The organism is Arthrobacter sp. D1-29 (assembly GCF_054130585.1).
On the sequence record NZ_CP096383.1, the window covers coordinates 2,259,631 to 2,279,610 of the forward strand.

The window sequence follows — 19,980 nt, forward strand, 5'->3', positions numbered from 1 at the left end:
GTCGTCATAGCGTGGCGCATGGGCCGCAGAGCGGCGGAAACTGTCATATGTGCATAGGAGTAAGGCATGAGTGCAACTGAACTTGGATTGAGTAACGAGGCGGCAAAATCTGGTGAAGTCGTGGCCGCATCGGTGCTCACGGAGTTCGATGTGCCTGCGCGCATGCGCGACGGTGTTGTGTTGCGGGCCGACATTTACCGGCCTGTGGGTGAGGGACCATGGCCGACGTTGGTGATCCGCACGCCCTATGGAAAGGGCTCGATGTGGGAGAACGAGTGGAACGGCATATCGCCCACCGAGGCGGCCCGGCGTGGCTTCATTGTAGTCATCCAGGATGTCCGTGGCCGAAATGCGTCAGACGGAATGTGGGCGCCCGTCCTTAACGAGGGCCGCGACGGGGCCGACACTATCGCCTGGGCCGCCGATCTAGCGGGCTCAAGCGGTCGCGTGGGGTTGGTCGGCGGAAGCTACTGCGGCAACACGCAAATGATGGCGGCGCTTGAACAACCGCCCGCGCTCAAAGTAATTGCACCACTGATGACCTGGTCGGAGCCGCGTGATGGCCTGGTGGCCCGCGGAGGTGCAGTTGAGCTCGCCATTGGAATCGCCTGGCCCCTGGTTCAGGGCTTCGACTGGTTGACCCGCATTGGTCTGACGGGTGACGAGGCATCGGAGCGGGCCGGTGCACTCATCTCAGAGGTCGACAGGTTGCCCGAGGACGGGTACTGGGGCCTCCCGGTCACCGAGATGCCGGTGGTACGCCGGCACGAGATCCCAGGGTTCGTCGAACTGGGGGAGGCTAACGATGACGAAGCGACCCGACACATGCGCGTCGCAGGGCGGCACGAGCGGATTCAGGTTCCGGGCTTTTTTACCACCGGCTGGTTTGACACTCTCCAGCAGGGGACTCTTGACAACTACATGGCAATGCGGGCACTCGGACTCGAGACGCGCTTGATCGTCGGCCCATGGTCGCACAGCGACTTCATGAACGAAGTCGGCGAACAGGAGTTCGGCGTCATGTCGATGCGGGACGCGCACGCCTTTCCGAATGGTGCATGGAGCGACGAGGTACTGGCTTTCTTGCGGCATCATCTTGTCGATGACGCCCCCGCCGGGGATGCGTCGCCCGTGCAACTGTTTGTCATGGGCCGCAACGAGTGGCGCAACGAGGAATCCTGGCCTTTGGAGCGCGCCCGTATGGAGCAATGGAATCTGCACGCCGGGGGGAGCCTTAGCAAAGCGGCGCCGGCTGGCGACGCAGTGCCGACCGAGCTTGACTACGACCCTTCGGATCCGGTTCCCACGTACGGCGGGCCCCTCAACCTCCCCGCCATTGTGCGGGGTCCGGTTGACCAGGCGCGTATCGAAGCGCGGCCGGACGTCCTCGTCTTCACTTCGGACGTACTAAAGGAGGACCTTGAGGTAACGGGCCGCATCCGGGTTCGACTGCATGTCCAGAGCTCGGCGCCCTCGGCCGACTGGGTCGCGCGCCTGTGCGACGTCGACCCGGACGGCCGCTCGATGAACCTCACTGACGGAATCGTTCGCATCCATCAAGGCGCCGATGAAAGTCGCGAGATCGAGATTGATCTGTGGTCTACGAGCAACGTCTTCGTCGCTGGCCATCGCGTGCGGGTACAGATTACGAATAGCTGCTTCCCACGTTGGGATCGCAACCTAAGCACCGGGGACCAGAGCCAGCCTGGATTCACCACAGCGCGTCAGCGCCTTTACCACGACGGCGCCCGCCCGTCTTACATCGAGCTGCCTGTAATCCCTTCGTGAGCCCCATCGCCGGGAACGGAACGAGCTTCCAAGCATGGTGACGGAACACGCTCCAGGGGACTCGGCGGTGCGTGGTCTTCTCTGACTGGACAGGCTTGTCACTGGACGGTTTTTTCAATATTGCATATCCGACGTGCGTGCCTGGCTTCGCCGGGACCGAAACTGGAGCCTGATAACGCTATGACTCAAGATGTCCTCTCCACCCCGGGCCATGCAGCGGTGCTTGCCCGGCTGGAAGCGGCGGGCGTGCTTGCCGAAGTAACGGGCCACCGCATTGCCGCGTATTCCTATAATGCATCCAACTACAGGGTTCCGCCTGTTGCCGTGGTCTTCCCCCGAAGCGTCCAGGACGTCGTCGCTGCCGCAGCCGCATGTCGGGAAACCGGCACACCGCTGGTGAGCCGGGGTGGCGGGACATCCATTGCCGGCAACGCCATCGGCCCCGGCATTGTTCTGGACTTTTCCCGGTACATGAACCGGATCAATAGCGTCGATGAGGCAACCAAAACCGCCGACGTCGACCCCGGCGTGGTCCTCTCCCACCTCACCCTTGAGACCGAGAGGGTCAGGGGTGGGAGGCTCACGTTCGCGCCGGACCCTTCGTCAATGAACCGCGTCACCATCGGCGGCTCTCTCGGGAACGACGCGTGCGGGTGCACGCCAGGATGTGAAGTGCAGTGAAGAAGTTAGAGCTAGCAACAAGCTTTCCGGCCGCAGTCGAACCCCACACCCCATGCTTGCCCCTCTTTTTCGACCCGCTGGCAGAGCTGACAAAACACCGCCCGTGCTGGAGTCGGCAATCTGAACTCGCGGGCCCTAAGAAGTCAGCTCCCCGACGCGGACGACCGCGGAACCGATCCCGAGACAGGTCAACTGACAGAAGCGCCATGACCAGCTTGGTCGTCCATGACCTACACGCCCTTGGTGCCCGGCTCAACAGCAGCACTGCCTTTTCATCCGAGCACTCGTACCACCTTCAGATCGTGCGCGCGGAACTCCCTCACCTTAGCTGCCGCGGCGAGGCCTCGGGCGCAATCTAGCGCAAGGCCCACCCTCGTCGCGGAGCTCGTGTTACCCGGCCACCTTCAATGAAGATCTCAAGAAAAGGCCCCACGAAATGCAAAACGCACAAAAGCCCTCAGGAATGCCCGCCCACCGCTACACGCCGTTCCAGGACCAGATTAAGGTGGAACTGCCAGACCGCACCTGGCCGGACAAGATCATCGCCAAAGCGCCCCGCTGGTGCGCGGTGGACCTGCGCGACGGCAACCAGTCACTGATCGATCCCATGAGCCCGGCGCGCAAGATGAAGATGTTCGACCTGCTGGTCCGCATGGGCTACAAGGAGATCGAGCTCGGGTTCCCTTCCGCCTCTCAGACCGACTTCGATTTCGTCCGGCAGCTCATCGAGGGCAACCATATCCCGGACGATGTGACCATCCAGGTCCTGACCCAGGCCCGTGAACACCTGATTGAGCGGACCTACGAATCCCTGGTGGGCGCCAAGCAGGCCATCGTCCACCTCTACAACGCTACCTCGGTGTTGCAGCGCCGCGTGGTGTTCAACCAGGACGAGGATGGGATTCTGGATATCGCCCTCCAAGGCGCGCGACTCTGCAAAAAATACGAGGAAACGCTCGTTGACACGCATGTCATCTATGAGTACTCACCGGAATCCTTTACGGGTACGGAACTGGAGTACGCGGCGCGGGTGTGCAATGCCGTGGCCGATGTTTTTGAAGCCTCCGCTGACCGGCAGGTCATCATTAACCTGCCTGCCACGGTGGAAATGGCCACGCCCAACGTGTACGCGGATTCGATCGAGTGGATGAGCCGGCATCTGCACCCTCGGGAGGGCATCATCCTGTCCATGCACCCGCACAACGACCGCGGAACGGGAGTTGCCGCCGCGGAACTGGGATACATGGCCGGCGCTGAGCGGATTGAAGGCTGCCTGTTCGGCAACGGCGAGCGGACCGGCAACGTTGACCTGGTGACCCTGGGCCTGAACCTTTTCGTCCAGGGCATCGATCCCATGATTGACTTCTCCAATATTGACGAGGTCCGCCGTACGGTGGAGTACTGCAACCAGCTGCCCGTCCCGGAGCGTTCCCCCTACGGTGGCGACCTGGTATTCACGGCGTTCTCCGGCTCGCACCAGGACGCCATCAAGAAGGGCTTCGAGGCACTGGAGCGGGACGCGGCCGCTGCCGGCAAGGACGTAGCCGACTTCACCTGGCAGGTGCCTTACCTGCCCATCGACCCCAAGGACCTGGGCCGCAGCTACGAAGCCGTCATCCGGGTAAACTCCCAGTCCGGCAAGGGCGGCGTAGCGTACCTGCTCAAGAACGAGCACAGCGTAGACCTGCCCCGCCGGGCCCAGATCGAATTCTCCGCGGTTATCCAGCGCCGCACGGACACGGTTGGCGGGGAGATCAGCGGCGCGCAGCTCTGGCAGATCTTCCAGGACGAATACCTGCCCTCCGGCGAGGCTGACGGGCAGTGGGGCCGCTACTCGCTGGGCGCGGTCAAGACGGAAACAGATGACGACGGCGGCATGACGCTTCACGCCTCACTCACTGTGGACGGCGTGCAGGTTCAGCGCACCGGCACCGGCAACGGCCCTATCGCTGCCCTGCTGAGCATCCTTCGGGAGGATGGCGTGGACGTCCGCGTGTTGGACTACAGCGAGCACGCACTCTCCGAGGGCGGCAACGCGATGGCTGCAGCATACGTTGAATGTGCCGTGGGGGAGCGCTTGCTGTGGGGCGTCGGCATCGACGCCAACACGAGCACGGCCGCGCTCAAGGCTGTGATCTCCGCGGTGAACCGAGCCATTCGGGACGCCCAGGCATGATGCAGGCAGTCCGTTGACGGCCGCGCTGTTCCGGACACGGCTGGACGCCCCTCCAGCTGTGTCCGGAATCCTCAAGCTTCGCTGCGCCTGAGCTGGAACGCCTGCAGCTTGTGACTCGCGTGCCTGATGACGTGGATCGTCGCCGGGTCTGGATCGAACTCTGGGTGCGATTCTCGTCCAGGGCTCGGCGGCCGTGTGCCTACTTGCTCCATAGTCCGGATGTTCGGGATCCAGGGTGTCCCCGTCACGTTGCAGCATGACTGACTTCAGGGGCTTCATCGGTCTGGCCTCGATGTTTACTTGAGCGAGTTCCGCCGCCAGCCTCGGGACTTGGACTTGGGCCATAAGACCAAAGACTGCAGCGGAAAGTCATAGTTGTCAACCAAGTATTATATGACCCTGGGGCCAAGCCTTCAGCGTGGATGGCCCGGGTCATCCCACCAAGTTTTCTGATGGCCTCACAATGCCATTTTGTAGAGGGCCCGATCTGACAGTTTCGGACCGCCGCTACTGAATCCCTCGATTAAGGAATGACCTATGACAAACCCGACTCGCTCAGTAACTCAATCCGGTGATCCTGAGGCACACGCCGTTCGCGGCCTCTCTTCCTATGCACAACTGACAGAAGTCCAACTGCCTGGAGCAGGCACCTTCGCATTGATCACGCTTACGGGCGGTGAGGGCAAACCTGCCACCTTTAGCCCTGAGTCGCTGCTGGGACTCCAAGAGATGCTTGTGGAAGTCGCGAAGGGAGTCGAATCCGGACACGTGGCTGGGGTTGGCATCACCGGCCAGAACCGGTTTTTCGTGGCCGGCGCAGACCTAAAGGCTCTGAAAGGCCTGAAGGACCTGGAGTCGTCCCGAGCTGTTGCGCGCCTGGGTCACCAGGTGTTTGGCGCACTCGCAGCTATGGACGTTCCAACCTTCGCCTTCATCAATGGTGCGGCCATAGGCGGCGGGTTGGAAGTCGCGTTGGCAGCCCGCTACCGTACAATCTCAACGGACGCGACAGGGATCTCCCTGCCCGAGGCCTACCTCGGCCTGGTGCCCGGCTGGGGCGGAGTGTACCGACTTCCTCGGCTCATCGGGCCCGCTAATGCGGTGAAGGTGATGATCGAGAACCCGCTGGCCAACAACAAGGTTCTTGACGGCAGGTCAGCCAATGAGCTTGGTATTGCAGACACTATATTCGACAGTCCCGATTTCCTGAGTCAGTCCCTGGCCTGGGCGGACCGGATTATCACCGATACTGCACACCGGGAAGAACTTTATCAACGGCGGGCCTCGATTGCCGGCTCCTCTCAGGAAGAGTGGGACGCGGCCGTGGCTGCGGGTCGGGCCATCGTTAAGTCCAAGACGTCCAATGCTGCACCTGCCCCTGCTCGTCTGCTGGACCTGCTCGAACTGGGCAGGAGTCTAGACCAGGCACAATCCGCAGAGTTGGAAGTCGACGCACTCGGCGAACTGATCTTGACACCGCAGTTCAAGGATTCCGTGTACGCGTTTCTTGAACTTCTACAGCGTAGGGCCAAGAACCCGTCAGGCGCACCCGATCCCGCGCTGGCCCGCCCGATCAACAAGGTCGGAGTTGTCGGCGCGGGCCTGATGGCCGGCCAGCTAGCCCTGCTGTTTGCCCGACAACTGCAGGTGCCCGTTGTGATGACGGACATCGACCAAGGCCGCGTCGATAAAGGAGTAGGTCACGTCCACGCCCAGATCGACAAACTGTCTACCCGGAAACGCATCTCCCTGGACGACGCCGATCACCTTAAAACCCTTATTAGCGGCTCGGTGTCCACGACCGCCTTTGCCGACGCTGACTTCGTGATCGAGGCGGTCTTCGAAGAACTCTCCGTCAAGAAGCAGGTCCTCGCAGAAGTTGAGTCCGTCGTTTCGGAAAAGTGCATTATTGCCACCAACACGTCCTCGTTACTGGTGACGGAGATGGCCGCAGACCTACTGTACCCGGAACGCGTTATCGGATTTCACTTTTTTAATCCGGTGGCCGCTATGCCCTTGCTGGAGATCGTTTGGACCTCCAAGACCAGCGACGAAGTCCTGGCCGCAGCGTTTGTCCTCGGCAGGGCGCTGAAGAAGACTACGGTCCTCGTCCGTGATGCGCCGGCCTTCGTTGTCAACCGCGTGCTGCTGCGTTCGGTGGCGGAGGTTCTAAAGGCCTTTGACGAAGGGACTCCTCCTGAGATCGCGGACGGGGCACTCAAGCCCATGGGCCTGCCAATGACCCCATTCACGTTGTTGGCCATGATCGGGCTTCCAGTCGCGCAACACGTCATTGAATCTCTCCATCACGCCTTCGGCGATAGATTCCCCATCTCTACCAATCTACAAAAACTTATCGACCACGGCATAACGTCGCTCTGGGCTCCTGAACACGATGGCAGCCCGCGCATCCCACAGGCCACGATGGGCCTCCTGGAATTCGCTCACTGCCCGACCACCTCGGAGCAACTGCTCGAACGAATCCAGGACGCCTTGGCAGAAGAGATCGGGCTGCTGCTTGACGAGGGAGTGGTGGCTTCCGCGGAGGACGTGGACTTGTGCATGATGGCCGGCGCTGGCTGGCCGCTGCATCTGGGCGGCATCACCCCATACTTGGACCGAACGGGTGCCTCCGAGAGAGTCAACGGCAAGCCCTTTCACTTGGATAGCCGAAGGCCCTAACGCAGGGCGATTCTTGGCCTTGGGGTATGAGACGTCCTCGACTCACAAATGCCTCTATTTGGGGCGCGTTGCCAACAGCGAAATTTGAATTCGCTGCGGCCAGCACGTGTTGGATCGTCGGGATGGGGAAGCTGTACCCTTCTGGCCGGACGCTTCAGTTCCGCAATGTGTCGACCGGATCAGGTGCGGCCCTAACGTGCCCGCATACCGCCAGCGAGCTGCTAGATTCACCTTTGATTGATAACCGACAAACAAGTTCTTGATTGCTGACCAGTAAGTTGTTAGGCTACAAGAGCGTTCAAAGGAGTTAGACGTGGACAAAGGGCAAGCAGTCGACGAAGCGGCCGGATGGCTTTCACACAATGAGGCTGTTCCTAACAAGACCGAGCTGCAGCGACCAGCCGCCGCCCGGGGGAGTAACCGTCCAGCAGGCAGGGAAGAGCAGACGTCGGCGCCGAGGCGTCGCACGCAGCAGGAGCGGCGGGAGGAAGCCGAGACCCGGCTTCTTGCCGCCGCGCGGACCCTGCTTTCGCGCAAAGGTTGGGTGGGAATGACCCTGGCCGAAGTCGGCCAGACGGCAGGCTACAGCCGGGGACAGGCTGCTCATCACTTCGGCAGCAAGGGTGCGCTGTTGCGCGCCCTGACTCTGCACATCAATCGGTCGTTCGCCCAGGAGATGCAAGCTGCGCCAACGCCCCCCGCTGGCCTGCAGGCCGTACTCGGCTATGTCCGCGTCTACCTGGGCCGAAGCGACCCGAAGTGGACGAACACCCGCACGCTCCTACTACTGCTGGCGGAGTCCCTTCTCGAGAACTCGGAGACGGCCGAAGTTGTCGCTGTATATAACCGTGAGATGTTTGCGTGGCTGGAGGACAACCTGCGCATAGGAATTGCCCAGGGCGAGGTGCGTGGCGACATCGATCCAGCGATCGGGGCGGAGTTCGTCGTGGGCGCCCTTCGTGGCCTTGCATCCCAGCGTCTCATACAAGGATCGGCGGCAGACATACGTGGAATCAGGGATCAGGTCGTGCAATTAGTCGAACATACATTCGCGGCACCCACCGATCGCGAACGGAAGGAAGGAGCAAACGATGGATGATGACACTCGAGAGATGCTCCATCAAACGGCGGCGAGCATTTTCGCCGATGGACCCCCTGACTTATGGGAGGTTCTGCGAAGCGTCGGTTTTGACAAGGCTTTGGTGCCTGAGAGCAATGGCGGCGTCGGCGTGAGCTGGGCGATTGCCTGCGAGCTCTTGGGGATCGCTGGCAAGCACGCCGCTGCTGTGCCGATGGCCGAAGCCATGATTGGGCATTGGCTCCTAGACCTTGCGGGCATTGAAGACGCAGAGTTGCCGACAATCGCCTTTTCTCCGCCCTTGGAACCGGTTCGGCTCAGCCGATCTGGCGACGAGTGGCACGTCGACGGCCCTCTCGTTCGTGTGCCTTGGGGCAGCGCATGCACGCACGTCGCGTTCATGAGTGAGGGCCCAGCGGCCCAGCTGATCGTTGTTGCCCGCCATGCATCCGGCGTCTCGATTACGCCCGGTCAAAACCTCGCAGGGGAGCCGCGCGACGACATGACGCTCGAAGGCGTCGTCCCGCTTGCCGTGGCGCCTGTGCCGTTTGAGTCCAATTCGCTGCTGGCGATCGCTGCAGTCATGCGCAGTGCTCTGATGGCGGGTGCCATCGAACGTGCCTTGGCTTTAACCGTGGATTACGCAAATATGCGGGTCCAATTCGGCCGGCCGATTGGCAAGTTTCAGGCGGTCCAGCAGAACATTGCCGTACTTGCGACGCAGGCAGCAGCCGCGCGCGCAGCGACCGAAGCCGGCGGTGAGGCGATTGACGGCTGGCTCGCTGGTGAGAACGCGTCCCTCACGCACAACGTTGCCGCGGTAAGTGCGAAGATCCGCACCGGTGAAGCGGCCGGACAAGCCTCCGCGATCGCTCACCAGGTATTCGGCGCGATCGGCTTCACTGAGGAACACGAATTGCATCGCTTCACGAAGCGGCTCTGGTCCTGGCGCGACGAATACGGCAACGAAGCGTTTTGGGCCGACGTCCTTGGGGAACGCATCCTGGCCAACGAATCTGAGAAAACCCTCTGGCGCACGCTGGCGCCGACGGGCATTGGCCTCGAAATAGGAGCGACGCGATGAGCAACCTGTCCTTTCCGCGCCCTCGGCAGTCCGAGGTCGGCGAGCGGCTGCGGGCAGAGGTACGCGAGTTCCTCGACGATTTTGATTGGCGGGGCGACCCACATGCAGCCAGCGTTTTTGGTGGCTACGATCCTGAGTTTAGCGAAGCGCTGGGCGCGCGCGGATGGATCGGCATGGGCTTTCCCCAGCGCTATGGCGGTGGCGGCTACGGCCTCGTTGAACGCTATGTGGTTATGGAGGAACTGCTCGCCGCCCGGGCTCCCATCACTGCACACTCTGTAGCCGACCGGCAGAGCGGCCAACTGCTGCTCCGGTTCGGCAGTGAGAGCCAACGCGAAGAAATCCTGCCCCGCATCGCCGCTGGCAAGTCCTACTTCTGTATTGGAATGAGCGAGCCGGACTCCGGGTCGGACTTGGCATCGGTTCGTACCCGCGCCACGAAAGTGGACGGAGGCTGGCTTGTAAACGGCGCGAAAATCTGGACCACGAATGCGCACCGCAGCCACTACATGATCCTGCTCTGCCGCACCTCGCCGGCAGGCCAGGAGCGCCACGCGGGCCTTAGCCAGTTCCTGGTCGATATGAAGACGCCCGGAATCGTGTGTCAGCCGATCGTCAACATCGCCGGAGTGCACGACTTCAATGAAGTGCACCTGCAAGATGCTTTTCTCCCCGACGAGGCGCTCATCGGGGTCGAAGGTGAAGGATGGAAACAGGTTACGAGTGAGCTGGCGTTCGAACGTAGCGGGCCGGAGCGCTTTCTGTCTCATCTCGGTGTGTTGGAAGAATTCGTCCGCGTCTTGAAGAGTCAACCGTCTGCTGTGGGAGCCAGGGCCCTCGGGCGCCTGGTTGCCCACCTCACCACGCTGCGGCGGATGTCGCGCAGTGTGGCTACGATGATCGCTGATGGTCAGGATGCCGCACTGCACGCCGCGCTGGTAAAAGACCTGGGCACCTGCTTCGAACAGGAAATTCCCGAGATCTTGCGGCTCGCGCTGCAAGCTGAGCCCGATCCCAACGCCTCCGACGCGTATCGGGCTGCCCTGGCCCACGTGGTCTTGAACGCGCCTTCCTCCACGATCCGCGGCGGAACCAAAGAGGTGCTGCGTGGCATCGTCGCGAAGGGTTTGGGACTGCGATGAGAGGTGGCCTGCGAGGAAGAAAAGGGTTTCACCCTCACACGGACTTGATGTCGGTAGGCCAACAACTACCCAAGGCGGGCGTCAATGGAATGCCCGAGCATGACACAACGTAGCTAATTTGAGAAGGGCAAAACGAATGTCAATAGAGCTGTCAACGGAGACGGACGAACTTCAACTGCAGCAGAGCGGGCACGTCCTGTGGCTCAGGCTTAACCGGCCGCAGGCGTTGAATGCGCTTACCGCGTCGCTGGTGGATGATCTGACCAGGGTCATAGGGGACGCCGAGGAAGATCCGGAGGTGCGGGTCATTGTCCTCACTGGTACCGGTAGGGCTTTCTGCGCGGGCGCAGATTTGAAGGACAGTGCAAAGCGCAGTCCCGAAAGCGGTGCCCGATTTGTAAAAAAAATTGGTGAACTCACGAATTTGATCGAGGAGTGCACTAAACCTGTGATCGCGGCGATTAACGGTATTGCTATCGCTGGTGGTCTGGAATTGGTGTTGGCTTGCGATGTCGTTATCGCGGCGGAGTCGGCGGTCCTCGGGGACGCTCATTCGAATTACGCGATGTTCCCTGGGGCGGGCGCCACGGTGCGTTTGCCGCGGAAGATTGGCCTCAACAATGCTAAGTATTTGATGTTCACGGGCGATATGCCGGCGGCCCGCGACTGGCTGGCGATGGGGCTGGTGAGCCAAGTGATCCCAGACGAGGGCCTCAACGACGCGGTGTCGGCGCTGGCCAGCAAGCTTGCCGGTAAGAGCCCGTTGGGGTTGGCAAGAATGAAGCAGGCCCTGAATGACTCACTGGATCAGCCGGCAAACATCGGACTGCGTTACGAACGGGCGTTGGTTAACCTCTATAGCCACTCTGCCGACCGTGTCGAGGGCCTGGCGGCCTTCCGGGAAAAACGCACCCCACATTTCCAGGGTAAATAGCCGGTGGTACTTCCCAGACCGTGCCCCCTCACGTGCGTATTGATGATTTGAGGAATGAGATCTATGGAACTGAATGACAAAGGGCCGTTGTCAGGTATACGAGTGATCGATGTGGGCACCATGGTCGCCGGGCCTGTCGCTGCAACTCTGATGGCCGATTTCGGCGCTGAGGTGATCAAGGTCGAGCAACCCGGCAAAGGAGACACTTTGCGTCATATCGGCCCGAGCTTGGGTGATGGTGAGAGCTTGTGGTGGAACGTCGAGGGGCGCAACAAGAAATCTATCACGCTCGATTTACGTCAACCCGAGGGGCAACGGATCCTGAAGGAGTTAGTGAAGGGCGCCGATGTCCTGGTAGAGAATTTTCGACCCGGAACCTTGGAACGCTGGAACCTTGCCTGGAAAGATTTAGAGCAGGTGAACCCCGGGCTGGTGATGCTCAGCGTCTCCGGATATGGGCAAACCGGCCCCTACGCACCCCGAGCGGGCTATGACCGGATGGGCCTTGCCTTGGGTGGGGTGTTGAACGCGACGGGATACCCTGACCGGGCTCCGGTGAAGGTCGGTGTTGCCATTGCTGATTATCAGACAGCGGTGCTTGCAGCCTTCGGGACGATGGTTGCCCTCTACAACAGGGACGTCAGCGGCGGGAAGGGTCAGCAGATCGATCTTTCGCTGTTTGAAACGGTCTTCCGATTCACTGACGTAATGGTGACCGCGTACGACAAGTTTGGCCACACGCGGGAGCGCACGGGGAACCTCCATTTCGCGGCCGCGCCGGGGGACCACTTCGAAACGATCGATGGGCGCCATATCGTCCTGACGGTATCGTCGGACCGCATGTTCCGCCGCCTGTGCGAAGCAATACCGGAGTTGATCGGTGATAAGCGGTTCACCACGCACACGGATCGCATCGCCAACATCGAGGAGATAAATCGACTCGTTGGGGTGTGGATCAAGTCTCTGCCGGTTCCGGAACTGTGCCAAATCCTGGACGACAAGGGCCTGGCCTACTCCCTCATCTACTCTATCGAGGATATCGTTGCCGACCCGCAGTACCAGTCGCGGGGCACCATCGCCACCGTCGAGAATCCAAGGCTCGGTCCCCTGAAAATGCCGGCACCGCAGCCAAGGTTCAGTCGGACGCCAGCGCCTGTGATGCGCCCAGCACCCGAGTTGGGCTTTCACACGGACGAGGTCCTGGGCGAACTCATAGGTCTCTCGGCCGAGCAGATCGCAGGACTGCGTAAGGCGGGCACCATCTAAGCTCCGGAAACGGCGCTGATATGAAAAATGTTGGAAAAGCTACAAATGAAGTGGCAGCAGCGGGTCGGCTTCCGCAGATTATCGCAGAGGTACCGGCCCGTTTCGCCGCTTCCACCTGAACGCCAATAAAGGCCTTCAGGAAGAAATACCGAAAATCTAGACGGTGCTAGGAGAATTGCGTTGATAGCATCACGCGTCACGGCCGAAGTGCAGGACCCGACAAGTGTGGAAGTCGCCATCGAGAGCCGCTTCTCATGCCGGGCGTTCCTTCCGGACAAGGCAGTTGCCCGAAGCGACATCCAGGAAATACTTCGCGTCGCTAGTCAAGCCGCATCTGGCACGAATACCCAACCGTGGAAGGTGTACGTACTACAGGGCAATCAACGGGACAACCTCGTGGACCAGGTCTGTGCGGTGGACGACGCTGTCTACTCTGATCCCGGCCTGGCAGAAAAGCACCGCGAGAAGGTCGACTACTACCCGGCAGAATGGGTCTCACCGTATATCGACCGGCGCCGTCAGAATGGCTGGAGCTTGTATGACCTTCTCGGCATCGGCAGGGGAGAGAAGGACAAGATGCATGCACAGCTACAGCGTAATTACCGCTTCTTTGATGCCCCCGTGGGGCTGATCTTTACGGTCGATAGGGTCATGGGGCGAGGATCACTCATCGATTACGGAATGTTCCTGCAGAACATCATGCTTATGGCCCGGGCGCGGGGGCTGCACACCTGCCCTCAGGCGGCATGGAACTACTATGCGAAGACCATCATGCCGATCATAGGTGCTGGTGCGGACGAAATGCTGGTTTGCGGTATGTCCCTTGGCTACGCCGATGAGTCAGCGCCAGTGAACACACTCGTTACCCCGAGGGAAACAGTGGACAGTTTCACGCAGTGGGTTTGAACTCGAAAGCTTGGTCCCTGCTCCTTCTTGGGAGAGGAACTTTTCCATCCTGACAGGGTGACCCTTGTCTTCACCTTCTTAGTCACACTAGCAATTCACTTTAAGAGCAACGGAGAACGAATCGTGGAGAAAATCATCGTCCTGGACGGTGCGCGCACCCCCACCGGCAGCTTCGGCGGCATCTTCAAGGATGTGCCCGGCCACGTGCTGGGGGCGACGGCCAGCAAAGCAGCCTTGGAACGGGCCGATGTTACGGGCGACGACATCGACGAAGTCGTCATGGGTTGCATCGGCCAGGTGGGGGCCGACGCGTACAACGCGCGGCGGGTCGCGGTGACGGCAGGACTGCCTACAGGGGTTCCCGCCTACAACGTGAACCGGCTGTGCGGCTCGGGCTTGCAGGCCATCTGGTCGGCAGCCATGGAAATGCAATGGAACCAGCTTGACTTCGCTCTGGCTGGCGGCAACGAGTCCATGACGAGGATGCCGTTCTACGACTTCGGCGCGCGCCAGGGCTACCGTCTTGGCGACCGTTCCCTTAGCGACGGCACTCTCATGATGCTCACAGACCCCTTCCACGGCATCCACATGGGGGTTACCGCCGAGAATGTAGCCAGCAAATACAATGTTTCACGCTTGGAACAGGACGAGTTCGCTGTCGAATCTCAACGCCGCGCCGCTGCGCCCGAGGCTCAGGCAGCGTTCGCTGAGGAAATAACGCCAGTTAATGTCGCAGGTCGAAAGCCTTTCACAGCTGAGAAGGATGAGCACCCCAAGCCGGAGACAAGCCTGGAGACCTTGGCGGGATTGCGTCCGGCCTTTGCCACTGGTGGGACCGTTACGGCCGGCAATGCATCGGGCATCAACGACGGCGCCGCCGCCGTCGTTCTGGCTCGCGAGTCAGCGGCCGCCGAGCGTGGCTTGAAGGGCTTGGTTAGTCTTGAGGCCGTTGCCACGGCCGCCATGGAACCGGAACTCATGGGATACGCACCCACGCTGGCTCTGAGGTCCTTGTTCGAGAAGACCGGCACGACCCCAAAGGATATCGGTTCGATTGAACTGAACGAGGCCTTCGCCTCGCAGGCTGTCGCTGTCATTCGGGACGCCGACCTCGATCCGGCCCAGGTCAATCCCTACGGCGGAGCTATTGCCCTTGGCCATCCAGTCGGTGCTACCGGGGCGATCCTGACGCTACGTCTTGCCAAGGACATGGCGCGCCGGGATCTTGAACTCGGAATTGTCACCATGTGCATCGGCGGAGGACAAGCACTGGCAGCACTCTTCCGGAGGATCTGATGCCAAAGCCGGTAACTCTAACTACTGCGGGCGGCGTCGGACACCTGCAGCTCAACCGCCCGGAGGCAGCCAACACGATAAATATGCCCTTAGCCGTGGCGCTCGGAGAGGCGGTTAACCGCGTTGCGGAGGACGACGCGGTTAAGGCGGTCTTGCTGACCGGTAACGGCAGGCGGTTCTGTGCCGGTGGAGACATTTCTGCGTTCGCTGAGTCCTCAGACCAAGGTCAATTCCTGACTGAGCTGGCGGCCACCGTTGATGGGGCTGTGCAGGCCCTCGAATCTCTGCAGAAGCCCGTGGTGGCGGCCGTCCACGGAGCCGTTGCAGGTGGTGGGCTTGGCATCATGCTGGCCGCCGACGTCATCATCGCAGCGGAAGGTACAAGTTTTGTGTTTGCCTACCCCTCCATCGGCCTGACTCCCGACTGTGGCACCTCCGTCAGCTTGCCCCGGGCCATGGGGCTACACCGCGCACTGGCCTTTGCCCTATCCGGGCGGCCATTGAACACCAGTCAAGCGCTTAATCAGGGACTTGTTACAGAAGTCGTTGTCGACCCAATGGCCCGCGCTCAAGAGGTGGTCGCAGCTTGGGTGGCCGGTGCGCCCGGTGCGCTCGGCGATGTCCGAAGGCTGCTGCGCCAGGGCCTCGGCCTTTCGCGCGGGGAGGTAGGCGCACGCGAGGCTGTGACCATCGGTGAGCGCATGGCCACGGACGAGGCTCAATTCCTCATTCCTGCATTCCTTAGTCGCTGACTCGTGGCGGCTGCCGTTTACTCTTTCTGAACGCCAAGCCGCGCCCCCTCGGCAAATAGGGTCAGCGCAAAGAAAATACTTGTCGAGCAACTAGTATTTGTGGCTAATTCCCCGTAAATTGGAATAGGAAAAGCGAAAGCGTTAGCCCACCGAGGAAGGTTCTCCATGAAGATTGTTGTGTTGGCGAAGCAGGTTCCGGACACATGGTCTGATCGTAAGATCGACTTGGAATCCGGAATGCTGGACCGCGGTGCGTCCGAGCCCGTGCCGGACGAGATCAATGAACGGGCTCTGGAGAATGCCCTTCAGCTCAAGGATTCGCGCAAAGATACCGAAATTGTGGTGATCGCAATGGGGCCGGAGGACGCGGGTAAGACCCTCCGGAAGCTGTTGTCCATGGGCGCGGATTCCGCCGTTTTGGTCTCGGACGAGTCCCTGGCGGGTTCCGACATGGTGCAGACAGCGCGGGTGCTGGCTGCCGCCGTCGCAAAGCTAGGAGGGGTGGATCTGGTCGTCGCCGGCAACGCGGCCACGGACGGACGGGGCGGAATGGTCCCAGCGATGATAGCCGAGATTCTGGGGTGGCCGGTACTGCCAGGCTTGGATGAGGTAGTAATCGCCCCGGATGCCGTGTCAGGTTGGGCCCAGGTGGACGGCGGCGCTTTGCGCTTGTCATCGGCTTTGCCAGCAGTGGTATCGGTCACGGAGAAGTCCGCGGATGCCCGCTTTCCAAACTTCAAGGGGATTATGGCGGCGAAGAAGAAGCCCTTGGCGAGTTGGTCGCTCGTTGATCTGGGGATCGCTGCCACTCCGGAAGTCGCATCGGTGATGGTCTCGGCATCGGCCCGCCCTGCCAAGCAGGCCGGACCGAAGGTTGTCGACGACGGCGCCGCGGCAGCACAGCTGGCCGAGTTCCTGGCCGCGAACCGCCTCATCTGAACGCGGGCGACCCCCTTTTGACACAGAAGTTATAAAAGCTGAAGGAAAACACCATGGCAAACACCGGAAACGTTCTGGTCCTGATCGAGACGACCCGCGAGGGATCGCCGAAGTCCACTGCGGCTGGCCTGCTCAGGCTGGCTGCCGACCTCGGCACGCCCGTAGCAGTGGCAGTTACTGCCCCAGGGCGGTCCGGGGACTTGGCCATTGACTTGGGGACCTTGGGCGCGGCCCAGGTGTACCTGGCCGAATCTGAGAGCGCCGCCACCGAATTGGGGTCCGCGCAGGTCGGTGCCATGGCAGATGCGGTACATATGTACGGGGCCGGCCTGGTGTTGATACCGGCGACGAACGATTCCAACGCTGTGGCAGGCAGACTCGCAATCGTGACTGGCGGTTCCGTAGCCGCTGATGCGGTCGCGGTTCGCTTTGACGAGGAGAGCCAGGAGATCATTGCTTGCCATTCAGTGTTCGGTGGCGACTTCACAACTGAGTCGACTGTGGAAGGCGGCCTGATGGTGGTTACAGTGCGTCCGGGCTCCATTGAGGGCTGGGCCGAGGCCGTCGCATCCCCTGAGGTCACGACCGCGCACATAGCAACCACGACGGCGACCGGAGCCAGGATCGATGAGGCCACCCAGTCCGCGGCGAAAGCAGGCCGACCCGTGTTGAGAGGGGCGAAGACCGTTGTCGCTGGCGGACGCGGCGTTGGTTCGAAGGAGGCGTTTAGGGTGGTGGAGGACCTTGCCGACGTGTTGGGCGCCGCGGTGGGTGCCTCGCGTGCTGCCGTTGATGCCGGGTACGTGCCGCAGTCCTACCAGGTGGGTCAGACTGGCGTGACGGTGACCCCGCAACTCTATGTGGCGCTGGGAATCTCCGGGGCGATCCAGCACCGGGCAGGGATGCAAACTTCCAAAACGATCGTTGCTATCAATAAGGACGAGGATGCTCCGATCTTCGACGTCGCCGATTTCGGCATCGTCGGTGACGTGTTCACTGTGGTCCCACAGCTGATCGAAGAGATCAACAACCGACGCAGCTGACCCGTCCTGGCAGTCCGCTCCCCACCCAGGACCATGATCAGTGGTCCGACTGAGGCCTTCCACACATTTGAACCCGAAGTTGATACCAGGTAAAGGACCGAGATCTATGACTAGCGAGCGAAACCCCAGCCAGGCACCGAAACGGCGCCGCATGGCAGGATACACGCCGCTAGCCCCTGAGCGCACCGGCGCCGAGCCCGTGCCTGCGGAGCGAGTACAGACGCATTTGCAGCAACAGCAGCAGGGCGATCCGCCGGTTGCAAAGAAGGCCATAACGACGCCGGCGACCATCGATGACGTCACGGCGATGATCGACAAGACGCAGCTTCAGGGCATGGACTTACCAGCGGCGCGGGAACGCGAGCAACCGAAGTCAGCTGCTGAGCATGCTCCTGCACGCAAGCGCCGGATGGGCGCCGCCGCGCAGGCGGCCGAACAGCAGGAGGTCGAGCGGCCATCGACTAATTCTGCCGTAGAGGGTGGTTCTGGTGCCGCCCAGACAGGTTTGGTCACACCGACGGCCAAGGCGACCTCTTCGACTCGTCTCCTCGGCGCAAAGGGGGCGGCCGGGGGCGGCCCGGTAAGTAAGTCGCATACGGCCGGCCCGGCATGGCGGAAGCCCGCAGTGGTTATCGCCGTATTCTTGGTTCTGGGCCTACTGGTGGTGTTTGGCGCGCGCTGGCTACGCACCCTTGAGGGTGTGCAGCAGTTCGTTATGTCTTACAGCGGGCACGCGTGGCAGCCGGAAGGCGCTCCGGTCGGAATCCCGGCATGGCTGGGCTGGCAACACTTCTTCAACATGTTCTTCATCGTGCTGATCGTACGCACCGGTCTCCAGGTGCGTACGGAGCGTAAGCCTCCCGGCTACTGGACGGCGAAGAAGGACTCGTTCTTCTCCCCGAAGGGCAATAGCCCGAAAAAGGTATCACTGTCCCTATGGCTGCACCAGAGTCTGGACGTGCTCTGGGCGGCGAACGGGATGATCTTCGTCGCTCTACTACTTGTCAGCGGGCACTGGACGCGGATCGTACCGACGAGTTGGGACATCTTCCCAAACATGCTCTCAGCAGCAGTACAGTATGCGTCGCTGGACTGGCCTGCCGAAAACGGCTGGGTGCACTACAACGCACTGCAGGTGATGGCCTACTTCCTCACTGTGTTCATCGCCGCCCCCTTGGCGGTCCTGACCGGCGTCCGGATGTCGACTTGGTGGCCCGAACGCGCTAGGCGCCTCACAAAGATATACCCGGTCGAATGGGCGCGGGCATTGCACTTTCCGGTGATGCTCTACTTCGTTGCGTTTACGGTGGTGCATGTGTTCCTGGTCTTCTTCACCGGAGCTTTACAGAACCTAAACCACATGTACGGCTCCCGGAACGTGGTGGACTGGTGGGGCCTTGTCATCTTCCTGATCTCCCTGCTGGTCATCGCCGCGGCTTGGTTCCTGATCAAACCGCTGTTTACCACGCCCATAGCAAGCCGTATGGGCAAGGTCACCAAATAGAAGAGGCGCCCGGGGCATGAAACATACCCAATAAGGTGTCGCTCCAAGGCCATCTCCATTCGTGGCCCGTTAATCGCCGTGCCCTACTTGTAGAGCTCAACGAGATCCGGACGCTTAGTGGCCCGTCAGGCCGTGACCCCGGGCCGTTCAGCGGCCGGACGGAAGATTGCGTGGGCCTGCGCGATTGGCTTGCTTTCGAAGGCCTTGTCAAGGTCCTCCCGCATGTCAGTGTCTGATGCACGTGATGTCGTGCTTCCTGGAGTTGTACGGCTGCTGAACAGTTCCAAATCCACGATGTACAGGGAGCGGCCCGCATGTCGGATTCGTGCCCGCGTAGCAATTGGTCCTGTGGACGGACGAAGAAACACCATCCGCAAGGACTGGAGATCGAAATTCTCAGGCGTCGGAATGGCCGCCTTGGCAGCGAGTCCCGCCATCATGGTGATTGCCCCTCCGTGAACGGTCCCGTTGCGATTCATGAACTCATGGATCACCGGGAAATCAGGCCCCCTGAGGAAGCCCTCGTCATTCGCTGGCTTCTCGTCTGCAGCGCTCCACGCCTGACTGCGCATGCCTAGCAACCTGTCCAAAGAGACGTTGGACTCGGGCCCTAATGGTAACGCGCCCATACTGTGGAAGTGGTCGAGTGCCCCGGCTGGGGACGGCCCCACCGCTTGGAACCAGCCAACGGCGTGTACGTGTTCCGTTC

General features: G+C 61.2%; 16 protein-coding genes. 15 read left to right on the forward strand and 1 reads right to left on the reverse strand.

The window, feature by feature from the left end:
• The first annotated feature begins 66 nt into the window (after nt 1-66).
• The 15 genes from M1E17_RS10315 (at nt 67) to M1E17_RS10385 (ending at nt 19,271) form a co-directional block, all read left to right on the forward strand.
• Nucleotides 67-1,788 (forward strand): CocE/NonD family hydrolase, encoded by a 1,722-nt coding sequence (locus tag M1E17_RS10315; RefSeq protein WP_457967140.1) that lies wholly within the window; start codon nt 67-69, stop codon nt 1,786-1,788.
• Nucleotides 1,789-1,968: 180 nt separating this feature from the next.
• Complete coding sequence (locus M1E17_RS10320; protein WP_457967141.1) at nt 1,969-2,469, forward strand: FAD-binding oxidoreductase; 501 nt, start codon at nt 1,969-1,971, stop codon at nt 2,467-2,469.
• A gap of 436 nt (nt 2,470-2,905) precedes the next feature.
• A complete protein-coding gene (gene leuA, locus M1E17_RS10325) occupies nt 2,906-4,645 on the forward strand; it encodes a 2-isopropylmalate synthase (RefSeq protein WP_457967142.1) in 1,740 nt (579 codons plus the stop codon).
• Nucleotides 4,646-5,182: 537 nt separating this feature from the next.
• A complete protein-coding gene (locus M1E17_RS10330; RefSeq protein WP_457967144.1) occupies nt 5,183-7,327 on the forward strand; it encodes a 3-hydroxyacyl-CoA dehydrogenase NAD-binding domain-containing protein in 2,145 nt (714 codons plus the stop codon).
• Nucleotides 7,328-7,640: 313 nt separating this feature from the next.
• On the forward strand, nt 7,641-8,426 hold the full coding sequence (locus tag M1E17_RS10335) for a TetR/AcrR family transcriptional regulator (protein WP_457967146.1): 786 nt from the start codon (nt 7,641-7,643) through the stop codon (nt 8,424-8,426).
• Entirely contained in the window at nt 8,419-9,489 is a 1,071-nt protein-coding gene (locus M1E17_RS10340) for an acyl-CoA dehydrogenase family protein (RefSeq protein WP_457967148.1), read from the forward strand. The genes M1E17_RS10335 and M1E17_RS10340 overlap by 8 nt, the downstream gene beginning before the upstream one ends.
• Nucleotides 9,486-10,631: an acyl-CoA dehydrogenase family protein gene (locus M1E17_RS10345; RefSeq protein WP_457967150.1), complete on the forward strand. Its 1,146-nt coding sequence runs from the start codon at nt 9,486-9,488 to the stop codon at nt 10,629-10,631. Before M1E17_RS10340 ends, M1E17_RS10345 begins: the two co-directional genes overlap by 4 nt.
• Nucleotides 10,632-10,767: 136 nt before the next feature.
• Entirely contained in the window at nt 10,768-11,565 is a 798-nt protein-coding gene (locus M1E17_RS10350) for an enoyl-CoA hydratase/isomerase family protein (RefSeq protein ID WP_457967152.1), read from the forward strand.
• A 63-nt stretch (nt 11,566-11,628) separates the two neighbouring features.
• On the forward strand, nt 11,629-12,831 hold the full coding sequence (locus M1E17_RS10355; RefSeq protein ID WP_457967153.1) for a CaiB/BaiF CoA transferase family protein: 1,203 nt from the start codon (nt 11,629-11,631) through the stop codon (nt 12,829-12,831).
• A gap of 225 nt (nt 12,832-13,056) precedes the next feature.
• The gene (locus M1E17_RS10360) at nt 13,057-13,737 is read left to right on the forward strand and encodes a nitroreductase (RefSeq protein ID WP_457967155.1); all 681 of its coding nucleotides are present in this window, start codon (nt 13,057-13,059) and stop codon (nt 13,735-13,737) included.
• A gap of 120 nt (nt 13,738-13,857) precedes the next feature.
• Nucleotides 13,858-15,033, forward strand: coding sequence for a thiolase family protein (locus tag M1E17_RS10365; protein WP_457967692.1), 1,176 nt, complete (start codon nt 13,858-13,860; stop codon nt 15,031-15,033).
• Nucleotides 15,033-15,785 (forward strand): enoyl-CoA hydratase/isomerase family protein, encoded by a 753-nt coding sequence (locus M1E17_RS10370; RefSeq protein WP_457967157.1) that lies wholly within the window; start codon nt 15,033-15,035, stop codon nt 15,783-15,785. Before M1E17_RS10365 ends, M1E17_RS10370 begins: the two co-directional genes overlap by 1 nt.
• Before the next feature lie 165 nt (nt 15,786-15,950).
• A complete protein-coding gene (locus M1E17_RS10375) occupies nt 15,951-16,724 on the forward strand; it encodes an electron transfer flavoprotein subunit beta/FixA family protein (RefSeq protein WP_457967159.1) in 774 nt (257 codons plus the stop codon).
• Nucleotides 16,725-16,777: 53 nt separating this feature from the next.
• On the forward strand, nt 16,778-17,767 hold the full coding sequence (locus tag M1E17_RS10380; RefSeq protein WP_457967161.1) for an electron transfer flavoprotein subunit alpha/FixB family protein: 990 nt from the start codon (nt 16,778-16,780) through the stop codon (nt 17,765-17,767).
• Nucleotides 17,768-17,918: 151 nt separating this feature from the next.
• Entirely contained in the window at nt 17,919-19,271 is a 1,353-nt protein-coding gene (locus M1E17_RS10385) for a cytochrome b/b6 domain-containing protein (protein ID WP_457967163.1), read from the forward strand.
• Between the two features lie 125 nt (nt 19,272-19,396).
• Here M1E17_RS10385 and M1E17_RS10390 read toward each other — a convergent pair whose 3' ends face one another.
• Nucleotides 19,397-19,843, reverse strand: coding sequence for a PaaI family thioesterase (locus tag M1E17_RS10390; RefSeq protein ID WP_457967165.1), 447 nt, complete (start codon nt 19,841-19,843; stop codon nt 19,397-19,399).
• Between the last annotated feature and the right edge of the window lie 137 nt (nt 19,844-19,980).

What these genes read in the sequence shown, in the direction of transcription:
- M1E17_RS10315 (WP_457967140.1), top strand. Translation starts at nt 67, where the DNA reads ATGAGTGCAACTGAACTTGGATTGAGTAACGAGGCGGCAAAATCTGGT.
- M1E17_RS10320 (WP_457967141.1), top strand. Translation starts at nt 1,969, where the DNA reads ATGACTCAAGATGTCCTCTCCACCCCGGGCCATGCAGCGGTGCTTGCC.
- leuA (WP_457967142.1), top strand. Translation starts at nt 2,906, where the DNA reads ATGCAAAACGCACAAAAGCCCTCAGGAATGCCCGCCCACCGCTACACG.
- M1E17_RS10330 (WP_457967144.1), top strand. Translation starts at nt 5,183, where the DNA reads ATGACAAACCCGACTCGCTCAGTAACTCAATCCGGTGATCCTGAGGCA.
- M1E17_RS10340 (WP_457967148.1), top strand. Translation starts at nt 8,419, where the DNA reads ATGGATGATGACACTCGAGAGATGCTCCATCAAACGGCGGCGAGCATT.
- M1E17_RS10345 (WP_457967150.1), top strand. Translation starts at nt 9,486, where the DNA reads ATGAGCAACCTGTCCTTTCCGCGCCCTCGGCAGTCCGAGGTCGGCGAG.
- M1E17_RS10350 (WP_457967152.1), top strand. Translation starts at nt 10,768, where the DNA reads ATGTCAATAGAGCTGTCAACGGAGACGGACGAACTTCAACTGCAGCAG.
- M1E17_RS10355 (WP_457967153.1), top strand. Translation starts at nt 11,629, where the DNA reads ATGGAACTGAATGACAAAGGGCCGTTGTCAGGTATACGAGTGATCGAT.
- M1E17_RS10370 (WP_457967157.1), top strand. Translation starts at nt 15,033, where the DNA reads ATGCCAAAGCCGGTAACTCTAACTACTGCGGGCGGCGTCGGACACCTG.
- M1E17_RS10375 (WP_457967159.1), top strand. Translation starts at nt 15,951, where the DNA reads ATGAAGATTGTTGTGTTGGCGAAGCAGGTTCCGGACACATGGTCTGAT.
- M1E17_RS10380 (WP_457967161.1), top strand. Translation starts at nt 16,778, where the DNA reads ATGGCAAACACCGGAAACGTTCTGGTCCTGATCGAGACGACCCGCGAG.
- M1E17_RS10385 (WP_457967163.1), top strand. Translation starts at nt 17,919, where the DNA reads ATGGCAGGATACACGCCGCTAGCCCCTGAGCGCACCGGCGCCGAGCCC.
- M1E17_RS10390 (WP_457967165.1), bottom strand. Translation starts at nt 19,843, where the DNA reads ATGCGCAGTCAGGCGTGGAGCGCTGCAGACGAGAAGCCAGCGAATGAC.